Origin of the sequence: Planococcus sp. CPCC 101016, from assembly GCF_007859295.1 — a bacterium.
Lineage (GTDB): Bacteria > Bacillota > Bacilli > Bacillales_A > Planococcaceae > Planococcus.
In genome coordinates this window covers 149054-165811 of record NZ_VOHB01000004.1, presented here as the reverse complement: position 1 = coordinate 165811, position 16758 = coordinate 149054, and the positions used below count along the sequence as shown (strand labels likewise).

The window sequence follows — 16758 nt, the reverse complement described above, 5'->3', positions numbered from 1 at the left end:
AATATACCACTTATTTGATATAATATCAGTTAATTGACTTAATTTTTGGAAAATTTTTGTCTTAATAAGAGAAAGTAAATTCAGCTTAGTAAAAATAAAATTAAGAACACTGTAAAGTTGTAATGAAGAAAACTGTAGAAGGTTTATTTAATTTGTTAAAAACAAAAACGGCCTGGAAAAATCCCAGGCCGTTTAAGCTTATATAGACTTATTCTTCGTCAAAGACGTGAACTTTTGTCATTTTATCGCCATTGCTCATTGCTTTGGCAGTTTCAAGTCCAGAAGTCACTTGTCCGAAAACCGTGTGGACTCCATCAAGATGCGGCTGTGGTGCATGAACGATAAAGAATTGGCTTGAGCCAGTATCTTTTCCGGCATGTGCCATTGATAAGCTTCCAGCTTGGTGTTTATGCGGGTTGCCTTCAGTTTCGCATTTGATTGTTTTGCCGCTGCCGCCAGCACCAGTGCCGGTTGGGTCTCCGCCTTGGCTTACGAAACCAGGAATCACGCGGTGGAAAGTTACGTCGTTATAAAAGCCAGAGTTTGCAAGCTCCTCAAAGTTTGCAACCGTGTTTGGTGCTTCGTTTGGAAAAAGTTCGAATTCGATGATTTCGCCATTTTCCATGTGGATGTGTCCTTTTTTCGCCATTCTAAAACATCTCCTTTGTAATTGGTTCATTTCCCAGTATATCGATTTTTCGAGCGGCTGTATAATCATTTGGCATATTACAAAGCTTTTAATGAACCGCCTTCTACAACCAGGGATTGGCCAGTCAAATAAGAGTTGGCAGCTGAGGCAAGAAAAACGATGACTTTGGCGAATTCTTCTGGCTCGCCGTAGCGGCCAGCAGGGATGCCTGATTTGCTTTTTTCAACGATCTGCTCAACAGGAACTCCTTGCTTTTCAGCTGCAATCTGATCTAACTCTGCCACTCGATCCGTGCTGATCCGGCCCGGTCCGACTGTATTTACTAAAATATTATCTCCTGCTACTTCACGTGCAAGGGTCTTTGCAAATCCGACCATTCCTGCGCGGAGTGTATTGGATAAAATCAAGCCGTCGATCACTTCTTTGACGGAAGAAGAAGAGATATTGATGATGCGCCCGAATTGCTGTTCTTTCATATAGGGGAGCACAGCGCGGGAGGTGCGGATATAACTGAGCAAGTTTTGGTCGAATGCCTTATACCAGTCCGCATCTTCAATTTTATCGAATCCACCCGCTTTGGGTCCGCCGGTATTGTTAATCAGCACATCGATCCGCCCAAATTGATCGGCAACGAATTTGACCAGATTCTCGATATCTTGTTCTTGAGAGATGTCGCAGACTTTGGAAAATACCTGCTGATTTCCTGAAGCTTCTTTAATCTCAATAGCAGTTTTCTCAAGAGATTGCTGATTGCGGCTTGAGATGACAACAGTAGCACCTTCTTTCGCAAACTCAAGTGCCGTCGCTTTACCCAATCCCTTGCTTGAAGCCATGACGATAACCACTTTTTCATTGATTGCTAAATCCATTAAACTCATCCTCTCTTATGTATCCATTCTTCAGTTTAAGGAAAGCATACAGATAATTCAAACTTTTATTTTTTTAATTTCCGTCATAAGTCTAATGGCGTGAAGCTAGGGTAAATATGATAGGATATAGATATTGATTAGATTAGGAGTGTTATAAATGGGAGAACGCGAAATTTTTGATATTACAATTATCGGCGGCGGGCCCACTGGCCTGTTTGCTTCCTTTTACGGCGGTATGCGCAAGATGAAAGTTAAAATTATAGACAGTTTGCCGCAGTTAGGCGGCCAGCTGACAGAGCTGTACCCAGATAAATTCATTTACGATGTAGGTGGATTTTCGAAAGTATTAGCGAAGGATCTGGTAGACAATCTTGTTCAACAGGCGAAATATGGAGATCCTGAAATTTGCCTGGAAGAAACCGTCACTGCTGCTGAACGTCACGGTGATCATTTTGTCATTCAAACAGACAAAGGCTTGCATTACACCAAGGCCATCCTGCTCACTGCCGGTGTTGGTGCATTCCAGCCCCGTAAACTTGCAGTCGATGGCTGTGAAGCTTTCGAAGGCAAAACCCTTCATTATGGTGTTAAAGACCTGACAGTTTTCAGTGACAAAAAAGTAGTCGTCTTAGGCGGCGGGGATTCAGCTGTTGACTGGGCGATGATGCTTGAAAATGTTGCTTCCCATGTGACATTGAGCCACCGCAGAGATAAAATGACAGCGCACGAAGCGAATATTGATGTCCTGATGGACTCAAAAGTAGAGGTTAAAAAACCGTACGGCGTTAAAGAACTTGTGGGCGAAAAAGGCCAGGTAAACGAGCTCGTGCTAATTGACAAAGAAGGCAACGAAGAACACCTGGACGTAGACCATGTCATCGTCAACTACGGCAACATCACTTCACTGGGGGCAATTAAGGAATGGGGCTTGGAGATGGACAAAAATTCAGTCATCGTCAACTCCAAGATGGAAACCAGCATCCCTGGCATTTACGCGGCTGGAGACATCGCCACGTACGAAGGCAAAGTCAAATTGATTGCCGTTGGCTTTGGCGAAGCGCCGACTGCCATCAATAACGCTAAATCTTACCTGGATCCAAAATCAAAAGTTCAGCCCTTACACAGCACCAGTGTTTTCAAATAATTTCAAAAAACCCCGACACATTTTTATGTGTCGGGGTTTTTTGATTTACCTGCTTTTCTTTTGCTTTTTCACCAATGGATCGTGAGAAGCTTCTTTAAGGAATGAAACCCCCATTAAGATGATGACCACAGAGAAGGGCAGGGCTGCAATAATTAAAGAATTCTGCAAACCTTGGGTGCCGCCTGTATAGACAACGATGGCAGCAACAGCCGATTGAATGAGGCCCCAAGTAATTTTGACCAGATTAGGAGGATTCAACATTCCTCCAGTTGTCTGCATTCCCAGAACGAACGTAGCAGAGTCGGCAGAAGTGATGAAAAAGATGGCAATGACGAATAGAGTAATAATAGATAGTAAAATCCCAAGTGGGTAATATTGCAAAACCCCAAAAGTCGCAGTCTCAAGACTGTAATCAGAAATTTTGGCAATGTTGTTTTGTTCCAGATTTAATGCGGAAACGCCGAACACCGCGAAAAAGATGAAACAGACCAATGAAGGCACTAACAAGACTCCCAGCATAAATTCTTTTACTGTCCGCCCGCGGGAAATGCGGGCAATAAAGATGCCGACAAATGGCGCCCATGAGATCCACCATGCCCAGTAGAATACCGTCCATCCATCAACCCAAGCCCGTCGATCTTCGTTGATCGGCTCAAGATTGAAACTCATCGAAAAGAAATTGGTCAAATAGCCACCGATTGCGTCGCCAAATGAATTAAAAATATAAATGGTGGGTCCTACAATTAATAAGAGCAGAAGCAGAACAAAAGCAAGAATCATATTGATATTACTCAAGTACTTGATGCCGCGTCCAATGCCGGAAGAGGCAGAAGCGATGAAAAGGACCGTTGCTGCAGCAAGGATGAGCATTTGAAATGCAAATGTGTTCGGTGTACCGAAAAGGAAGGAAATACCTTCGTTCAGTTGAGCAGATCCAAACCCAAGCGTTGAAGCAACACCGATTACTGTTGCAAAGACAGCCAGTGTATCAATCAGTATTCCTAGTGGTCCGGCCATCAGTTTTTTACCAAACAAAGGAATCAGCGTCGCGCTGATTAGCCCTGGTGCGTCGTGACGGAATTTGAAGTAAGCCAGAACCAATGCGACGATTCCATAAACGGCCCATGCATGCAGTCCCCAATGAAAAAACGAGAATTGCATCGCTTCCTGAATGGCCTGATCGGATCCCAATTCTGATTTGGGTGCGCTGATAAATGCATGGGAGATCGGTTCAGCTGTTGTCCAAAAAACCAGCCCCATTCCCATTCCTGCACTAAACAGCATCGCAAACCATGAGGCAAGAGAAAATTCTGGCTTGTCTCCTGGCTTCCCTAATTTCAAGTTTGAAAATCTGGAAAAAATCAAATATACACAGAAAACAAGTATTAAAAATACGGTGAGTAAGTAATACCAGCCAAATGTACTGGAGATCGCTGAAGTAAGTGCTCCCGTCTGGGTCTTGAAATTCTCCGGTGTAATCAGTCCCCAGCCGACCATCCCTAAACAAATCATTAACGAAGTCCAAAAAACTACAGTGACATTTTTCAAGTGACTCCCCCCTAATTTTCTTTCTTTAAAGAACATTGTAATATTCCCTCATTTTCAAGAGCTAAACTGTCTAAGTAGAACTTCTTTCAGGTTTATTAGAGAAGTGCCGGCTCATTATCAGTTTTATTACAGATTGTAACAAAGTGTAATTCTGTGTCACGAAATTGTTATGTTCCATCTGTCGTTCTGTCATGTCCTTGACATGTGAGGGTGTTATGATCATTCAAGTTAGTGAAAAGGAGGAATTTCAATTTATGAAAAAGCAAATCGTTACACTAACTGCTATCGCAGCTTTAAGTGTGGGAGCAGCAACTACAGCTAGTGCATCATCATCGTATACAGTCCAATCAGGTGACACTCTGTGGGAAATTTCACAAGATAAGAACGTATCAGTAGAAAGCTTAAAAGGATTGAACAACTTATCCTCAGATTTGATCTTGCCGAACCAGGAACTTAAAGTCGATGGACAAGCATCATCAGAAACAAAAGCGGACAACTCAACATATACAGTAAAATCAGGCGATACCCTATTTAAAATCGCTAGTGCACATGGAATTTCATTGGACAGCTTAATTAGTTGGAATGGCGTTTCCGGACACCTTATTTACCCTGGTGAGCAACTGGTTGTCAAAGGCGGAACGGCAGTAGCAGAAAAAGCACCAGCTAAAACTGCAGCAGCACCAGCTCCAGCGAAATCAGCAGCACCAGCACCAGCACCAGCAAGTGCACCTGCAGAAAAAGCTCCTGCAGCAGCTTCAACACAGTCTGGTAAAACAATGACTGTCTCTGCTACAGCTTACACAGCATATTGCGCAGGCTGTTCAGGAACTACAGCGACAGGAATTGACCTTCGTTCAAATCCAAACCAAAAAGTAATCGCAGTTGATCCTTCAGTTATTCCGCTTGGCTCTAAAGTTTGGGTCGAAGGATATGGAGAAGCAATCGCTGGAGATACTGGCGGCGCAATCAAAGGCAATAAAATTGATGTCTTCATTCCGTCACAAGGGGAAGCCTTGCAATGGGGACGCAAAAACATCACTATTAAAGTATTAAACTAAAATCATTATGCTACAAGGCCGAGGTGTTCATTCCCTTGGCTTTTTTTATTGTTAAATAATAATAGAAGAGAGGCGATTCCTAAAGTTTTTGGGAACCGTCTCTCTTTTTTTACGGAAGATTGTCAGAAATTTCTTTAAAAATTATGAATAAGAAATAGATGAGCGGGTATAGTAATCAATATTCAGAATTTTCTTTACGTTAATTATAGAAGGGGGTAGCGTGATGGCGAAAAAAGATAAGAATTTTTCTCGGCGGGATTTTTTAAAAACCTCAGGCATTGCTACAGGCGCATTAATTGGCGGAGGAATTATCGGTGGATTGATCGGTGCTAATACAAATCAATCGGAAACGGCAACAAATGCTCCTGGAACTCCTCAAGAAGAAACGGGATCTGCCGGCGGACTCAGAGGATTGGTCTTCTTCAAGAACAATGCAGAATTTGAAATTTTGAACCAGGCCACTGAGCGGATTTTTCCGGAGGATGATTTGGGACCGGGCGCCATTGGTTTAGGGGTAGCTTATTTTATCGATCAGCAGTTGGCAGGCAGTTACGGTGAAAATTCAAAAGAATATATGCAAGGTCCTTTTTATGAAGGAGAGACTACACAAGGCTATCAAAGCCGGTTAAAAAGAAATGAAATGTTCCGGCAGGGAATTCAGCTCATGCAGCAGGAAGCGCAAAACCGATTCAATGCCAATTTTGTTGATTTGGAGGGCGGACAGATGGACGAAATCCTAACAGCTTTCCAAGAAGATGAGATCCAGATGAAAGGGACCACTTCATTGTTCTTTTTCCGCCTGTTAAGACAGGCGACATTGGAAGGGGCTTATGCGGATCCGATTTATGGCGGTAATCATAACATGGAGGGCTGGCGCATGAAAGGGTTCCCTGGTCATCAGGCAGCCTATATCAGTGAGATCGATAGCGAAGAATTTGTTGAAATCGAACCTCAGTCTCTTGGCATGCAGCATTAAATGAAGAGGGGGAAATTATATGGTAACAACTTTAGACAGCGTTGATGTGGTAACGGTAGGTGTAGGGTGGACAGGTGGAATCATTGCCGCTGAATGTGCGAAAGAAGGTTTGAAAGTTGTAGGACTGGAACGTGGCCGAGAGCGTGGGACAGAAGATTTCAGTATTGTCCATGATGAATACCGCTACGCTATCCGCTATGAATTGATGCAGGATTTATCAAGGGAAACCATTACTTTCCGCAACAACCGCCAACAGCGGGCGTTGCCGATGCGTCAAATGGGGTCTTTTTTGCTGGGTGAAGGTTTAGGTGGATCCGGGACGCACTGGAATGGCCAGAATTGGCGTTTTCTTCCTTACGATTTCCAAATCAAGACTCTGACAGATGAAAAGTATGGAGCCAACAAATTGCCGGCTGAATATACGATTCAGGATTGGGGAATCACATATGATGAATTAGAACCGTATTTTGATCGATTTGAAAAGACAGCCGGAATTTCGGGTGAAGACAATAACCCATTTTGGGGTAAGCGTTCGAGTCCCTATCCCACTCCGCCGATGAAAAAAACACCGATTCTGCAAAAGTTTGAAACAGCTACTTCCAATCTGGGGCTATCGCCATTTATGATGCCTTCTGCTAACCTTTCGGAAGCATATGAAAATCCGGATGGCCAGCAAATCAACGCCTGCCAATACTGCGGATTCTGTGAACGCTTCGGCTGTGAGTACGGAGCAAAAACTTCTCCGGAAATTACCGTTGTTCCGACAGCCAGAGAAACAGGCAACTACGAAATTAAGTTCAATGCCAACGTGGTCGAAGTGATGAAAGAAGGGGATCGCGTCACCGGAGTCAGATATTACGATACGGAAACTTTTGAGGAATTCATTCAACCGGCAAACGTCGTTGTTTTAACAAGCTATATCCTGAATAATGCTAAGTTGCTGATGGTTTCTAATATTGGTCAGCAATATGATCCGGAAACGGGACAGGGGACGCTTGGCAAAAATTATGCGTATCAGATTTTGCCAGGAGCATCTGGTTTCTTTGATGAACAGATGAATACCTTTATGGGAGCGGGAGCACTTGGAATGACCGTTGATGATTTTAATGGAGATGCTTTTGACCATAGTGATCTGGAATTTATACACGGAGCCAGTTTATCCATGACACAAACCGGATCCCGGCCGATTCTCCACAATCCGGTTCCTCCAGACACCCCGTCATGGGGAGCGGACTTTAAACGCGCTTCTATAGAAAACTATACGAGAACCTTGAATGTTGGCGGCCAAGGAGCTTCAATGCCGCACAGAGAAAATTTCATGGCGCTTGACGGCACTTATAAAGACATATACGGTGTACCGTTGCTGCAGTTGACTTATAACTTTACCGATCAGGATCGTGCACTTCATAGCTACATCACGGAAAGAGCAGGGGAAATTATGCAAGAAATGGGTGCCAAAACAGTGGTAGCAGGCAGTCCGATTTCTGATTATGATATCGTTCCTTACCAGACCACCCACAATACGGGTGGCACCATTATGGGGGCAGACCCTCAAACTAGTGTGGTAAACAATTTCCTCCAACATTGGGATGCTGAAAATCTATTCGTTGTAGGAGCCGGTAATTTTGCGCATAATGGAGGCTACAATCCAACCGGAACCGTCGGAGCATTGGCTTACCGGTGTGCTGAAGGCATTATTCGTTACAGCCGTGAAGGCGGATCACTCGTTTAAGATAGAAAAAACTCACTCAGTGGAGTTGTTGTACTGAGTGTTAATTGGTCTAAGCGAAATTTTACTGCCCATTAAGGCAGGATAAAGGAGGAAACAAGATGGGTGGATTAGCTTCAATTGGCGTACCAGGACTAATCATAATTTTGGTGATTGTCCTAATCATATTTGGTCCGAAAAAACTGCCGGAAATCGGCGGAGCAGTCGGCAAAACGTTCTCTGAATTCAAGCGTTCGACTAAAGGGTTAATGGATGATGATGACGAAGAAACAGTAAAAAAAGACACTGTTGAAGAGAAAGACTTAAAAAAATCTGAAAAGCTATGAAGGTGGTTAAATGGATCCGTATGGAGACAGAAACTTAACAAGCCCGTTGCGTAAAAAAGCGGTACAGCCAGACCAGCCTACGGAAAAGGTTCCAGAGAAAATGCCGGAACCTCCCACTAAAGAGCCAAAACCATCGACAGAAGAACCGGCAATGCAAGTGGAGACGTTAGTCGATCATCTAGGGGAACTGCGGAAGCAGCTTATTAAAAGTGCCATTGTGTTTCTCTTCTTTCTGGTGATCGTTTTTTCTACATTGAATTTTTGGTTTCCTTACATCGTCAAAGGCAATAACTTGGTTATTTTAGGCCCTTTAGAGGTTATTAAATTTTATACTTCTATTTCCGCTACATTGGCTTTGGGGTTATCGTTGCCATTCTTGATCCATTTCATTTGGCAATTTGTAAAACCAGGGCTTGAGGAAAGAGAGGCGCGGTTTCTGGGGCTCTACTCTCCTGTCATGTTTTTACTTTTTGTTTTAGGTATCGCATTTGGGTACTTTATCGTCAATCCGTTGAGCTTTCAGTTCCTTATTGGTATGGGGATGGCGAATTTTGACGTCATGATCTCAGCAAATGAATACATTCATTTCCTTATCATGACGACAGTTCCTTTAGGTTTGCTTTTTGAACTGCCGATTATCGCATTGTTTTTATCTTCTATAGGGGTACTGACTTCAGTGTCGATGAAAAAAGTCAGGAAATGGTCCTACCTTGTACTGGCGATCGTTTCCGCATTGATTACGCCTCCAGATTTCTTGAGCCAACTGCTGGTGTTGATTCCGATGGCTGGTCTCTATGAAGCCAGTATTTTTATCATTAGGAAAACGGAAGAAAAGAAAGCTGCAATTGAAGATGCGGCTCTTTAACCAAAGAAGACTGCAGATAGTGCAGTCTTCTTTGCGTTATTAATGAAAGAAAATTCTGATATTTATTGGTAATCGAATCGCAACTCCTATACACTGAAAGGGTAAGAGATTGTCTGAAAATCCGTAAATGGAAAGTGGATATCCATAATGAGGAGGATGCGACATGACAGTGAAAATCAAAGAAATCGAAGACTTAAAACAAGTGGATGTTTCAAAACTGGTTGAAGAAAGTGAAGCGGAAGGCTATCGTTTTTTGAGAAGGCTCGTAGATCAGTATGAAGACGGAAGCAATACATTCAATAAGACGGGCGAGATACTCTATGGAGTGTGGGATCATCATGATCACCTGGTAGCAATTGGCGGTTTAAACCGTGATCCTTATTCCAGTAAAGAAGGCGTCGGCAGGCTACGCAGGTTCTATATCTCAGCAAGTGCCCGCAGACAGGGAATTGGTACAAAGCTATTGCAACAGATTCTCAAAGATGCACAAGGGCATTTCCGGGAATTGGTTGTCCGAACGGATTCTTCTTCAGCAGATGCCTTTTATAGAGCAAATGGCTTTTCCGGAGATCTTGGTCTGCCGGATGCGACTCACGGCATAGTTTTAGAACAGGAACATCGAAAAAAGGCAGAGTAATACCCCCGGTAAAACGGCTTGCTAAAGCAAGCCGTTTTGTTTTGCACTGAATTAATTATTTAAGGAAGCCTTTCCGGTATACCGAAATATATGGTAACGTAACAACAACTGGCAATTTACTCTTTTGTGAAGAAGGAAAAGTTGCTTAAATCGAAAATCAGCCTATAGGAGAGATCATATGGAAATGTCAAATTGGAAAGGCGCAGCAGGTGTCTGTGTCAATGAAAAAAATGAAGTATTATTAGTGTTGCAAGGAGTGCCTGGTGAAGAGAAAAAGTGGACAGTACCTGCGGGTGGTATGGAAGGAAACGAAACAGTGGAGCAATGCTGCATTCGGGAATTCTTTGAAGAAACTGGCTTGACTATTGACATTCTGGAGAAGTTGAACACCAGAACCGGAAATTATGAAGACTCTGCTGTATCTTTCGAAGTTACTTATTTCAAGGTGCAAGTGACTGGCGGAGAAATTGTTCTTCACACCGGGGATGAGTGGATTGCCGATGTGGCATGGAAACCTATTGCTGAAATCGACGAATTGGAGCTGGCATATCCCGATGATGCCGCGTTGATTAAATTACTAGCAATTCATTAACCTAAACTGCTTTATTGGATTATAAAAAAACAAAACGGGTAATTACGGGAATAACAAGAATCCAAGGAGGTGTTTTGGATGAGTAAAGACCGTGAAAATAAAGAAGGCGAAGAACTGATTCCAGAAGTCGAACCGCGTCGAAATATGCCTTCTGAAAAGGATATGGATCCTATGCCTGACAGGGATTTGGAGTACAAGGAAAACTCGAATGAAAAATATAGGGACAACACGCAGCAAAAAGACTAAGCAAGCCGAGTTTTGGCTTGCTTTTTACATCGCAGAGCGGTTGGAAAGGGGAAAAACAATGCCGCAATATACATTCAAGCATGCTGTTTGGCATGAAGAAGAAAGTGCTGAAGAATATAACTTTCGCAAACATCTTCCCAAAAATGAAAAGACGTTCAATTGGATCGATAAATCAAAAAATCCTTCAGTAAATATTCTTCATACGCACACCGTTGAAAGAGGCAGAGAGTCACTGTGGGGTTCATTGATTTACAGGCAAAGTGCCAAATCACAAGGCGCGCGGGAAGTCTTTCATTTCTATTTGTCCCACGATATCTTTGTCACCAATAAAATAGACTTCGAAAACGATACGGATTTGGAGAAGGAGGAAATGCTTCGCCAAATGGAGAGTGCCACATCTTCTATAGAAGTGATGATGGTCATCCTTGGTGAAATGGTGGCTTCCATCTTACATAAAATAGATAGTTTTGAAGAGCGTCTGCACGATCTATTGTGGGCAATCAAAGAGAAGAACAACAAAAAAACCTTGGAGAAGATTGAAAACATTCGCCACGAGATTTTATTATGGAAACACCTGATCATGGGATTCCAGGAAATCAAGATGGCCATTGTGGAAACTTTCGGGGAAAGCGTAGCGGAAGAAGTGGAATATCAAAGAACGGCTGCCCGTATCGGCCGCTGTGTCATGCTCGTCAATGCATATGAAGACGAAGTCAATAATATGGTTGATATCGAAAATGTAGTCGCCAATTACCGAGGCAATGAAATTATGAAAACCTTGACCGTTTTGACTACTTTATTCACACCCATCATGGCCTGGGGAGCTCTTTGGGGCATGAATTTTGAAAATATGCCTGAATTGAATTGGCAATTTGGTTATGTCGCTGCGCTCTTGGTGATTCTTGGTTCGACCTTCGTCCTTTATCTCTATCTAAAGAAAAAAGGATGGACTGGGGATATTCTGCAGTCCATAAGCAGAAATTCTTCTGAAAAAGAGTAGGAAAAAGCCGAAGTCCTAAAGGACTCCGGCTTTATTTATTTTGCTTTGTCATTTTCAAGCTCTTGCAGCAATTCAGCGTAACGGTGCAGATCTTGTTCGCCATATTTCTCTACGTAATTTGTAATCATCTCTGTTAAGTCCCTCCGCTGGCGTTCAACCGTTACAAGCTTTTCTTTCATTGCTTGCCGTCTCCAGAGTTCTGCGTCCTGGACATCTTCCATTTTTTCCAGCATGTCAATTTCCGCTAGCAACACCAGTGCTTCGGTCTTTTTGTCTTCGTACTTTTTCAAAGCCTTTTCTACTTTTCGGGTATCGTTATCAAAAGCCAATTTAGAATACATGGACATTTTCTGATTCCCCTTTCTGCTATAGTGCTGTTACTTTACTGTTTTCCCGATTTCAAGGGATTTATACCTACTTTTTATTGTGAAGAAATATAAAAAAGAATATTCCGTCAACATATTGACGATAATCATTTGGAATTGTATGATGTAAGAAATACGTGAAGGAGGTGGGTAAGATGAATCAAACTGGTAAGCGCATGACAGAATGTCAGGAATATCTCTACATTCTTCATGGCGTTACTTTCACTGGAGTAGCTGGACGGGAGAAGTCTGTCCTTTTTCAGCCAACTGCATTGAATGAAAATTACCAGTAAGAGACATCTGCCTGCAATCGGATTTTTAGCAAAGGCATGCCTCTTGGCGTGCCTTTTTTCTGTGCTCGTGTCTCTTCAACAGAGAGGAAGAGAACCATGATCATTAGCCAATTTCAACAATTGATGTGCCACTTTGCTACACAAAAATTATTCAATCACATAAAAGGAGAGATTATAGAAGGCCAGCGCATTGGCCTTGTCGGAAGAAATGGAGAAGGAAAAACGACCCTCTTAAATATATTGGCCGGAATCCTGCAGCCTACAGAAGGAATCGTCACATGGAAAAAAGACAGCAGGGTCGGCTTGTTGGAGCAGTCACCTGCTGAAGCGGAAGAGCGGACTGTGGAACAATTGCTGATTGATGTATTTTCAGAGCTTACTTACATCCAAGAGCAGCTGATAAAGATGGAGAAGCGAATGGGAAATGCTCTTCCGGAAGAATTGGATCGCTTGTTGATGCGTTATGGAGTGCTGCAGGATAATTTTATTCAACATGGCGGATACGACATTGATGTTAAGATCGACCAAGTGCTCAATGGATTGAAAATCAAGCAATTAAAATTCGAGCAATGGGGACATTTGAGTGGAGGAGAGAAAACCAAGGTAGGGTTGGCGAAATTATTGTTGCAAAAACCGGACCTGCTATTGTTGGACGAACCAACGAATCATTTGGATTTGGATGCAATCGAATGGTTAGGCACATACATCAGCCACTATAAAGGAACAATCGTCCTTGTTTCCCATGACCGTTATTTTCTGGATGAAATCGTTACACATATATGGGAACTCGATCAAGGCGACTTGATTCAGTATGCCGGTAATTATTCAAGTTATGTTAAAGAACGGGAAGCTCGCTTGCTGATTGAATTTCAACAATACCAAGATCAGCAGAAGAAGATTCAAAAAATGAAAGAAACCATTAAGCGTTTGAAAGAGTGGGCAAATCGGGCAAATCCACCAAATGCAGGTATGCATCGTCAGGCTAAGAGCATGGAAAAAGCCTTGCAGCGCATTGAAGTTCTGGACCGTCCTGTATTGACCAAAAAGCAGATGGCGCTGGATTTTAAAATAGATGGGCGTAGTGGAAAAGATGTCGTTTTTTTGGACAAGGTCTGGAAGGAATTTGGAGACCGGATTTTATTTCATGACGTTTCCGTGCATATCCGTTATGGAGAACGTGCCGCCATAGTAGGCTCCAATGGAACAGGGAAAACGACGCTCCTTAATATGATTGTAGGAAAAGAGCATGCGGATGCGGGTGAAGTGGAGCTAGGTAGCGGTTTGTCGATTGGTTATTTGTCTCAGCATACTTTGGAAATGGATAATGACAGGACGATTATTGAAGAGTTTCGCGAAGCTATTGCTGTATCAGAATATGATGCACGGCCGATGCTTGCGAAATTCCTGTTTTTCGGCAATATGGTTTTCCAGCCGGTACGGCAGTTAAGTGGAGGAGAACGGATGAGGCTTCGCCTGGCTCAGTTGATGCATCAAAATCATAACTTGTTAGTTTTGGATGAACCTACTAATCATCTCGATCTGGAAGCGAAAGAAGTGATGGAAGAGGCCTTAAGTGAATTTCCGGGGACCATCATCGCAGTTTCCCATGACCGTTATTTTTTAGATAAGCTGTTTCCGGTTACGTATTGGTTAAGAAATGAACGTGTTGAGCGGTTTGATGGAAACTATTCAACGGCAAGAGAAAAAGTGATTATGCCACTGAAATAATATTTTTCAAAGAACGGGAAATGTCTATGCCGCTGTGGCATAATATATGAACACGAGTAAGTGATAATCGAAAGATCAGGTGAAAAAACATGGCAGCCATAGGAAAGATACCGGAAAATATAGTTTTACTGAATGCTCTTGACGTAATCGGCGAAACCATTCTCATAGCAGATAATTCATATACCATCAGGTGGATGAATTCTGAAGCTTGCCGATTGATGAATGAAGTTGCTCCTTTATATGGCATGTCAGACTGTGAAGAAATGATTGGAATGAATATGGATGCATTCCATGAACGTCCGCAGCATCAGAAACAGGTTATGCAGAAATTAACCGGAATTCACCGCACCCGCATTACAATCCGAAACCAAGTAATGACCGATATTGTAATAACACCGATCATGGATAAGAACAATGAACCAGAAGGTTATATTGTCATGCTGATGGACGTCACGATGCAAGCCGAAGAACAAAAGCGCAGTGCGCAACTGATTAAAGAATTATCGATTCCTATTTTGAGCATCTGGAATAAAACAATCGCCCTTCCGCTGATTGGAGAACTTGATAAAAATCGTACGGATCAATTGATTGCTACGGTTCTAATGGAATGCTCCGAGAAAAAAATCGAGTATGTTCTAATCGACTTAAGCGGCATTAAAAAGTTTGAAGATCAGATTCGATATCAAATTCAGATGATGAACGACACGCTTGATTTAATAGGCGCTACATGTATTCTCGTAGGCATTAGTCCAAAGCTTGCCATGTCTATTGTTCAGCTGGACAGCAAAACTCCGATATTCAGTACAGCCCATGAAGGCTTAAAGCACATCATGCAGTTGCAGGAAAAATAAAAGAAGAGCTTATCCACTTAACTGGATAAGCTCTTCTTTTATTTGCTTTAGAAAATGCTGTGAAGAGTCAATAGCTGTATTGCCAAAAATAATAAAGACTATTGTAAATAGCAAAGCTTCGCGTACAAGCTGACGGGCAGCTTATGCTTTTCTGATTTCTGGAGGATCTACCCAGACCTGAGACCAGTTTTGGATTTCATCCATAACCGGTTTTAATGAAGCGCCTTTTTCGGTTAATGCATATTCAATCCGTACGGGCGTTTCGGGATACACGGTTCGTGTAACCAATCCTTGCGCCTCCAAATTTTTCAGGCGTTCAGATAACAGGCGGCCACTGATGCCAATTACTTCTGTTAAATGACTGAAGCGTTGGGGTCCCGATAATAATTGATAAATAATCAAACCTGTCCAGCGTTGACTGAGCAGAGAAATGGCTGTTTCAAAACGTGGACAAATGACAGAAGTATCCATAATCCTCACTCCTTTCCTATAATGATAGCATAAATACTTGCTGCTTTAAAGGAATTAAGTTACTTGACATAGTATAGTTTTATAAATATAATTTGTTACATAAAGTAACTAGATGGTAGGGGGAATACAAATGAATTTTCATGAGAAACCCGTCGCATATGTGGGGGAAGTAGGAATAAAAGTAACTGACTTAAAAAAGATGACAAAGTTCTATAAGGAAATAATCGGATTTGATGTTATTTCGGAAAATCAACATCACGTGCAGCTCGGTGCGGGGGGCAAAATTTTAGTGAAGCTCGAAGCAATGGAGGGGGTGACGTCGAAGCAAGGGCGCTACGCTGGCTTGTACCATTTTGCAATTCTTCTGCCGACAAGAGAAGATTTGGGCAAGGTTTTGGTTCATCTTCACCAGCAAGGAATTCAGCTGGGTTCTTCGGATCACCTGGTCAGCGAGGCTTTATATCTATCGGATCCAGAAGGCAATGGCATCGAAATCTACCGCGACCGTGATCCAAAACAATGGAATTGGAGAAATGACGAAGTTTCTATGGCAGTAGATCCAATCGACGCGCAAGGGTTGGTTGAAGCAGCGCAAAGATCTTCGGAACCATGGAAAGGGATGCCTGCTAAAACTAAAATGGGACATATCCATTTGCATGTTTCAAACTTAGCGGAAGCAAAGAGCTTCTATGTGGATGGACTAGGCTTTGAAGTTGTTGCAAGTATGGGTGGGCAAGCATTATTTTTAGCTGATCAGAAATATCATCATCATATCGGTATGAATGTCTGGAATGGCACGGGTATCCCAGCATTACCCGAAAAAGAAGCAGGCTTGCACTATTACACATTGATTTTGGAAGAAAGTAAACGCAAAGAATTGGCTAAGAATCTTCGGGTCATGGGAACTGAGGTTGTAGAACGTGATGATTATTGGGAAGTCAAAGATCCATCTGGCAATGCAATTCGTTTGATGGTGTAATAATAGCAAAAAAGCCGACTCGAAATGTGAGTCGGCTTTTGTTATTCCAATGAAGTTCTGACGCAGCTGCTATCTATCGCAGTAAAGGCTGCTGTAGTAAAGGCTGCCTGTTCAGGAATCTTTGTGGTCACCTGATTTTGTTGCGGTATTTCAGGTAAAACATTCTGGCGTGTTTCGATATATGCGTACATTCTTTCCTGGCTAATCATCTTTTCCAAAGGATTGCCATAAAAAGATAAGAGAATCAATCCAAATGCTCCAGCAATTAAAGTGATGCCTATAAGTGAAAGGAACCCCTTCATAGTAAATCCCGCCTTCTTGTGTTTGTGCTTACTATATGAAACGATGCACCCCGTTGGAAAGTTCCCTGTTGCCGTCTATGACGGTTTACGGGATACTGGGAACAACAGCAAAGTGCAGACAATTCAAATG

20 protein-coding genes are annotated in these 16758 nt (G+C 42.5%); 14 read left to right on the top strand and 6 right to left on the bottom strand.

The genetic code is table 11. From position 1 onward, the window contains the following. Window positions 1-208: 208 nt before the first annotated feature. Together FQV26_RS15120 and FQV26_RS15115 are read right to left on the bottom strand one after the other, a co-directional pair. Window positions 209-649, bottom strand: a complete 441-nt coding sequence (locus FQV26_RS15120) for a peptidylprolyl isomerase (RefSeq protein ID WP_146558378.1) — start codon at window positions 647-649, stop codon at window positions 209-211. Between the two features lie 77 nt (window positions 650-726). Then, on the bottom strand, window positions 727-1518 hold the full coding sequence (locus FQV26_RS15115) for an SDR family oxidoreductase (RefSeq protein ID WP_146558376.1): 792 nt from the start codon (window positions 1516-1518) through the stop codon (window positions 727-729). 157 nt (window positions 1519-1675) lie between these two features. Between FQV26_RS15115 and FQV26_RS15110 the strand changes: the two genes are divergently transcribed. Then, entirely contained in the window at window positions 1676-2662 is a 987-nt protein-coding gene (locus tag FQV26_RS15110; protein ID WP_146558374.1) for an NAD(P)/FAD-dependent oxidoreductase, read from the top strand. A gap of 45 nt (window positions 2663-2707) precedes the next feature. Here FQV26_RS15110 and FQV26_RS15105 read toward each other — a convergent pair whose 3' ends face one another. Continuing rightward, window positions 2708-4210, bottom strand: coding sequence for a BCCT family transporter (locus tag FQV26_RS15105; RefSeq protein WP_146558372.1), 1503 nt, complete (start codon window positions 4208-4210; stop codon window positions 2708-2710). Between the two features lie 254 nt (window positions 4211-4464). Here FQV26_RS15105 and FQV26_RS15100 point away from each other — a divergent pair, with 254 nt between their 5' ends. The 9 genes from FQV26_RS15100 (at window position 4465) to FQV26_RS15065 (ending at window position 11639) form a co-directional block, all read left to right on the top strand. Then, window positions 4465-5268, top strand: a complete 804-nt coding sequence (locus tag FQV26_RS15100; protein WP_146558370.1) for a LysM peptidoglycan-binding domain-containing protein — start codon at window positions 4465-4467, stop codon at window positions 5266-5268. A 223-nt stretch (window positions 5269-5491) separates the two neighbouring features. Next, window positions 5492-6244 (top strand): gluconate 2-dehydrogenase subunit 3 family protein, encoded by a 753-nt coding sequence (locus FQV26_RS15095; protein ID WP_146558368.1) that lies wholly within the window; start codon window positions 5492-5494, stop codon window positions 6242-6244. Between the two features lie 19 nt (window positions 6245-6263). Then, window positions 6264-7976, top strand: coding sequence for a GMC family oxidoreductase (locus FQV26_RS15090; protein ID WP_146558366.1), 1713 nt, complete (start codon window positions 6264-6266; stop codon window positions 7974-7976). A gap of 98 nt (window positions 7977-8074) precedes the next feature. Further along, complete coding sequence (gene tatA, locus FQV26_RS15085; protein WP_146558365.1) at window positions 8075-8299, top strand: twin-arginine translocase TatA/TatE family subunit; 225 nt, start codon at window positions 8075-8077, stop codon at window positions 8297-8299. 10 nt (window positions 8300-8309) lie between these two features. Further along, on the top strand, window positions 8310-9164 hold the full coding sequence (tatC, locus tag FQV26_RS15080; protein ID WP_146558364.1) for a twin-arginine translocase subunit TatC: 855 nt from the start codon (window positions 8310-8312) through the stop codon (window positions 9162-9164). Window positions 9165-9327: 163 nt separating this feature from the next. After that, entirely contained in the window at window positions 9328-9801 is a 474-nt protein-coding gene (locus tag FQV26_RS15075; protein WP_146558363.1) for a GNAT family N-acetyltransferase, read from the top strand. A gap of 178 nt (window positions 9802-9979) precedes the next feature. Next, window positions 9980-10393, top strand: a complete 414-nt coding sequence (locus tag FQV26_RS15070; protein ID WP_261384357.1) for an NUDIX hydrolase — start codon at window positions 9980-9982, stop codon at window positions 10391-10393. 78 nt (window positions 10394-10471) lie between these two features. After that, window positions 10472-10639, top strand: a complete 168-nt coding sequence (locus tag FQV26_RS18875; RefSeq protein ID WP_186759993.1) for a hypothetical protein — start codon at window positions 10472-10474, stop codon at window positions 10637-10639. Window positions 10640-10697: 58 nt separating this feature from the next. Continuing rightward, complete coding sequence (locus tag FQV26_RS15065) at window positions 10698-11639, top strand: magnesium transporter CorA family protein (protein WP_146558362.1); 942 nt, start codon at window positions 10698-10700, stop codon at window positions 11637-11639. A 35-nt stretch (window positions 11640-11674) separates the two neighbouring features. Here FQV26_RS15065 and FQV26_RS15060 read toward each other — a convergent pair whose 3' ends face one another. Continuing rightward, window positions 11675-11986: a hypothetical protein gene (locus tag FQV26_RS15060; RefSeq protein ID WP_146558361.1), complete on the bottom strand. Its 312-nt coding sequence runs from the start codon at window positions 11984-11986 to the stop codon at window positions 11675-11677. A 173-nt stretch (window positions 11987-12159) separates the two neighbouring features. Here FQV26_RS15060 and FQV26_RS18870 point away from each other — a divergent pair, with 173 nt between their 5' ends. The 3 genes from FQV26_RS18870 to FQV26_RS15050 all read left to right on the top strand — a co-directional run bounded on the left by FQV26_RS18870 (window position 12160) and on the right by FQV26_RS15050 (window position 14876). Continuing rightward, window positions 12160-12297, top strand: a complete 138-nt coding sequence (locus FQV26_RS18870) for a hypothetical protein (RefSeq protein ID WP_186759991.1) — start codon at window positions 12160-12162, stop codon at window positions 12295-12297. Between the two features lie 96 nt (window positions 12298-12393). Continuing rightward, window positions 12394-14025, top strand: coding sequence for a ribosomal protection-like ABC-F family protein (abc-f, locus tag FQV26_RS15055; protein ID WP_146558360.1), 1632 nt, complete (start codon window positions 12394-12396; stop codon window positions 14023-14025). Window positions 14026-14114: 89 nt separating this feature from the next. Beyond that, complete coding sequence (locus tag FQV26_RS15050) at window positions 14115-14876, top strand: STAS domain-containing protein (RefSeq protein ID WP_146558359.1); 762 nt, start codon at window positions 14115-14117, stop codon at window positions 14874-14876. A gap of 141 nt (window positions 14877-15017) precedes the next feature. On the opposite strand, the gene FQV26_RS15045 is transcribed toward FQV26_RS15050, so the two are convergent. After that, a complete protein-coding gene (locus FQV26_RS15045) occupies window positions 15018-15347 on the bottom strand; it encodes a winged helix-turn-helix transcriptional regulator (protein WP_146558358.1) in 330 nt (109 codons plus the stop codon). A 130-nt stretch (window positions 15348-15477) separates the two neighbouring features. Here FQV26_RS15045 and FQV26_RS15040 point away from each other — a divergent pair, with 130 nt between their 5' ends. Then, window positions 15478-16326, top strand: a complete 849-nt coding sequence (locus tag FQV26_RS15040; protein WP_146558357.1) for a VOC family protein — start codon at window positions 15478-15480, stop codon at window positions 16324-16326. Window positions 16327-16367: 41 nt separating this feature from the next. Here FQV26_RS15040 and FQV26_RS15035 read toward each other — a convergent pair whose 3' ends face one another. Then, on the bottom strand, window positions 16368-16628 hold the full coding sequence (locus tag FQV26_RS15035) for a hypothetical protein (protein ID WP_146558356.1): 261 nt from the start codon (window positions 16626-16628) through the stop codon (window positions 16368-16370). Between the last annotated feature and the right edge of the window lie 130 nt (window positions 16629-16758).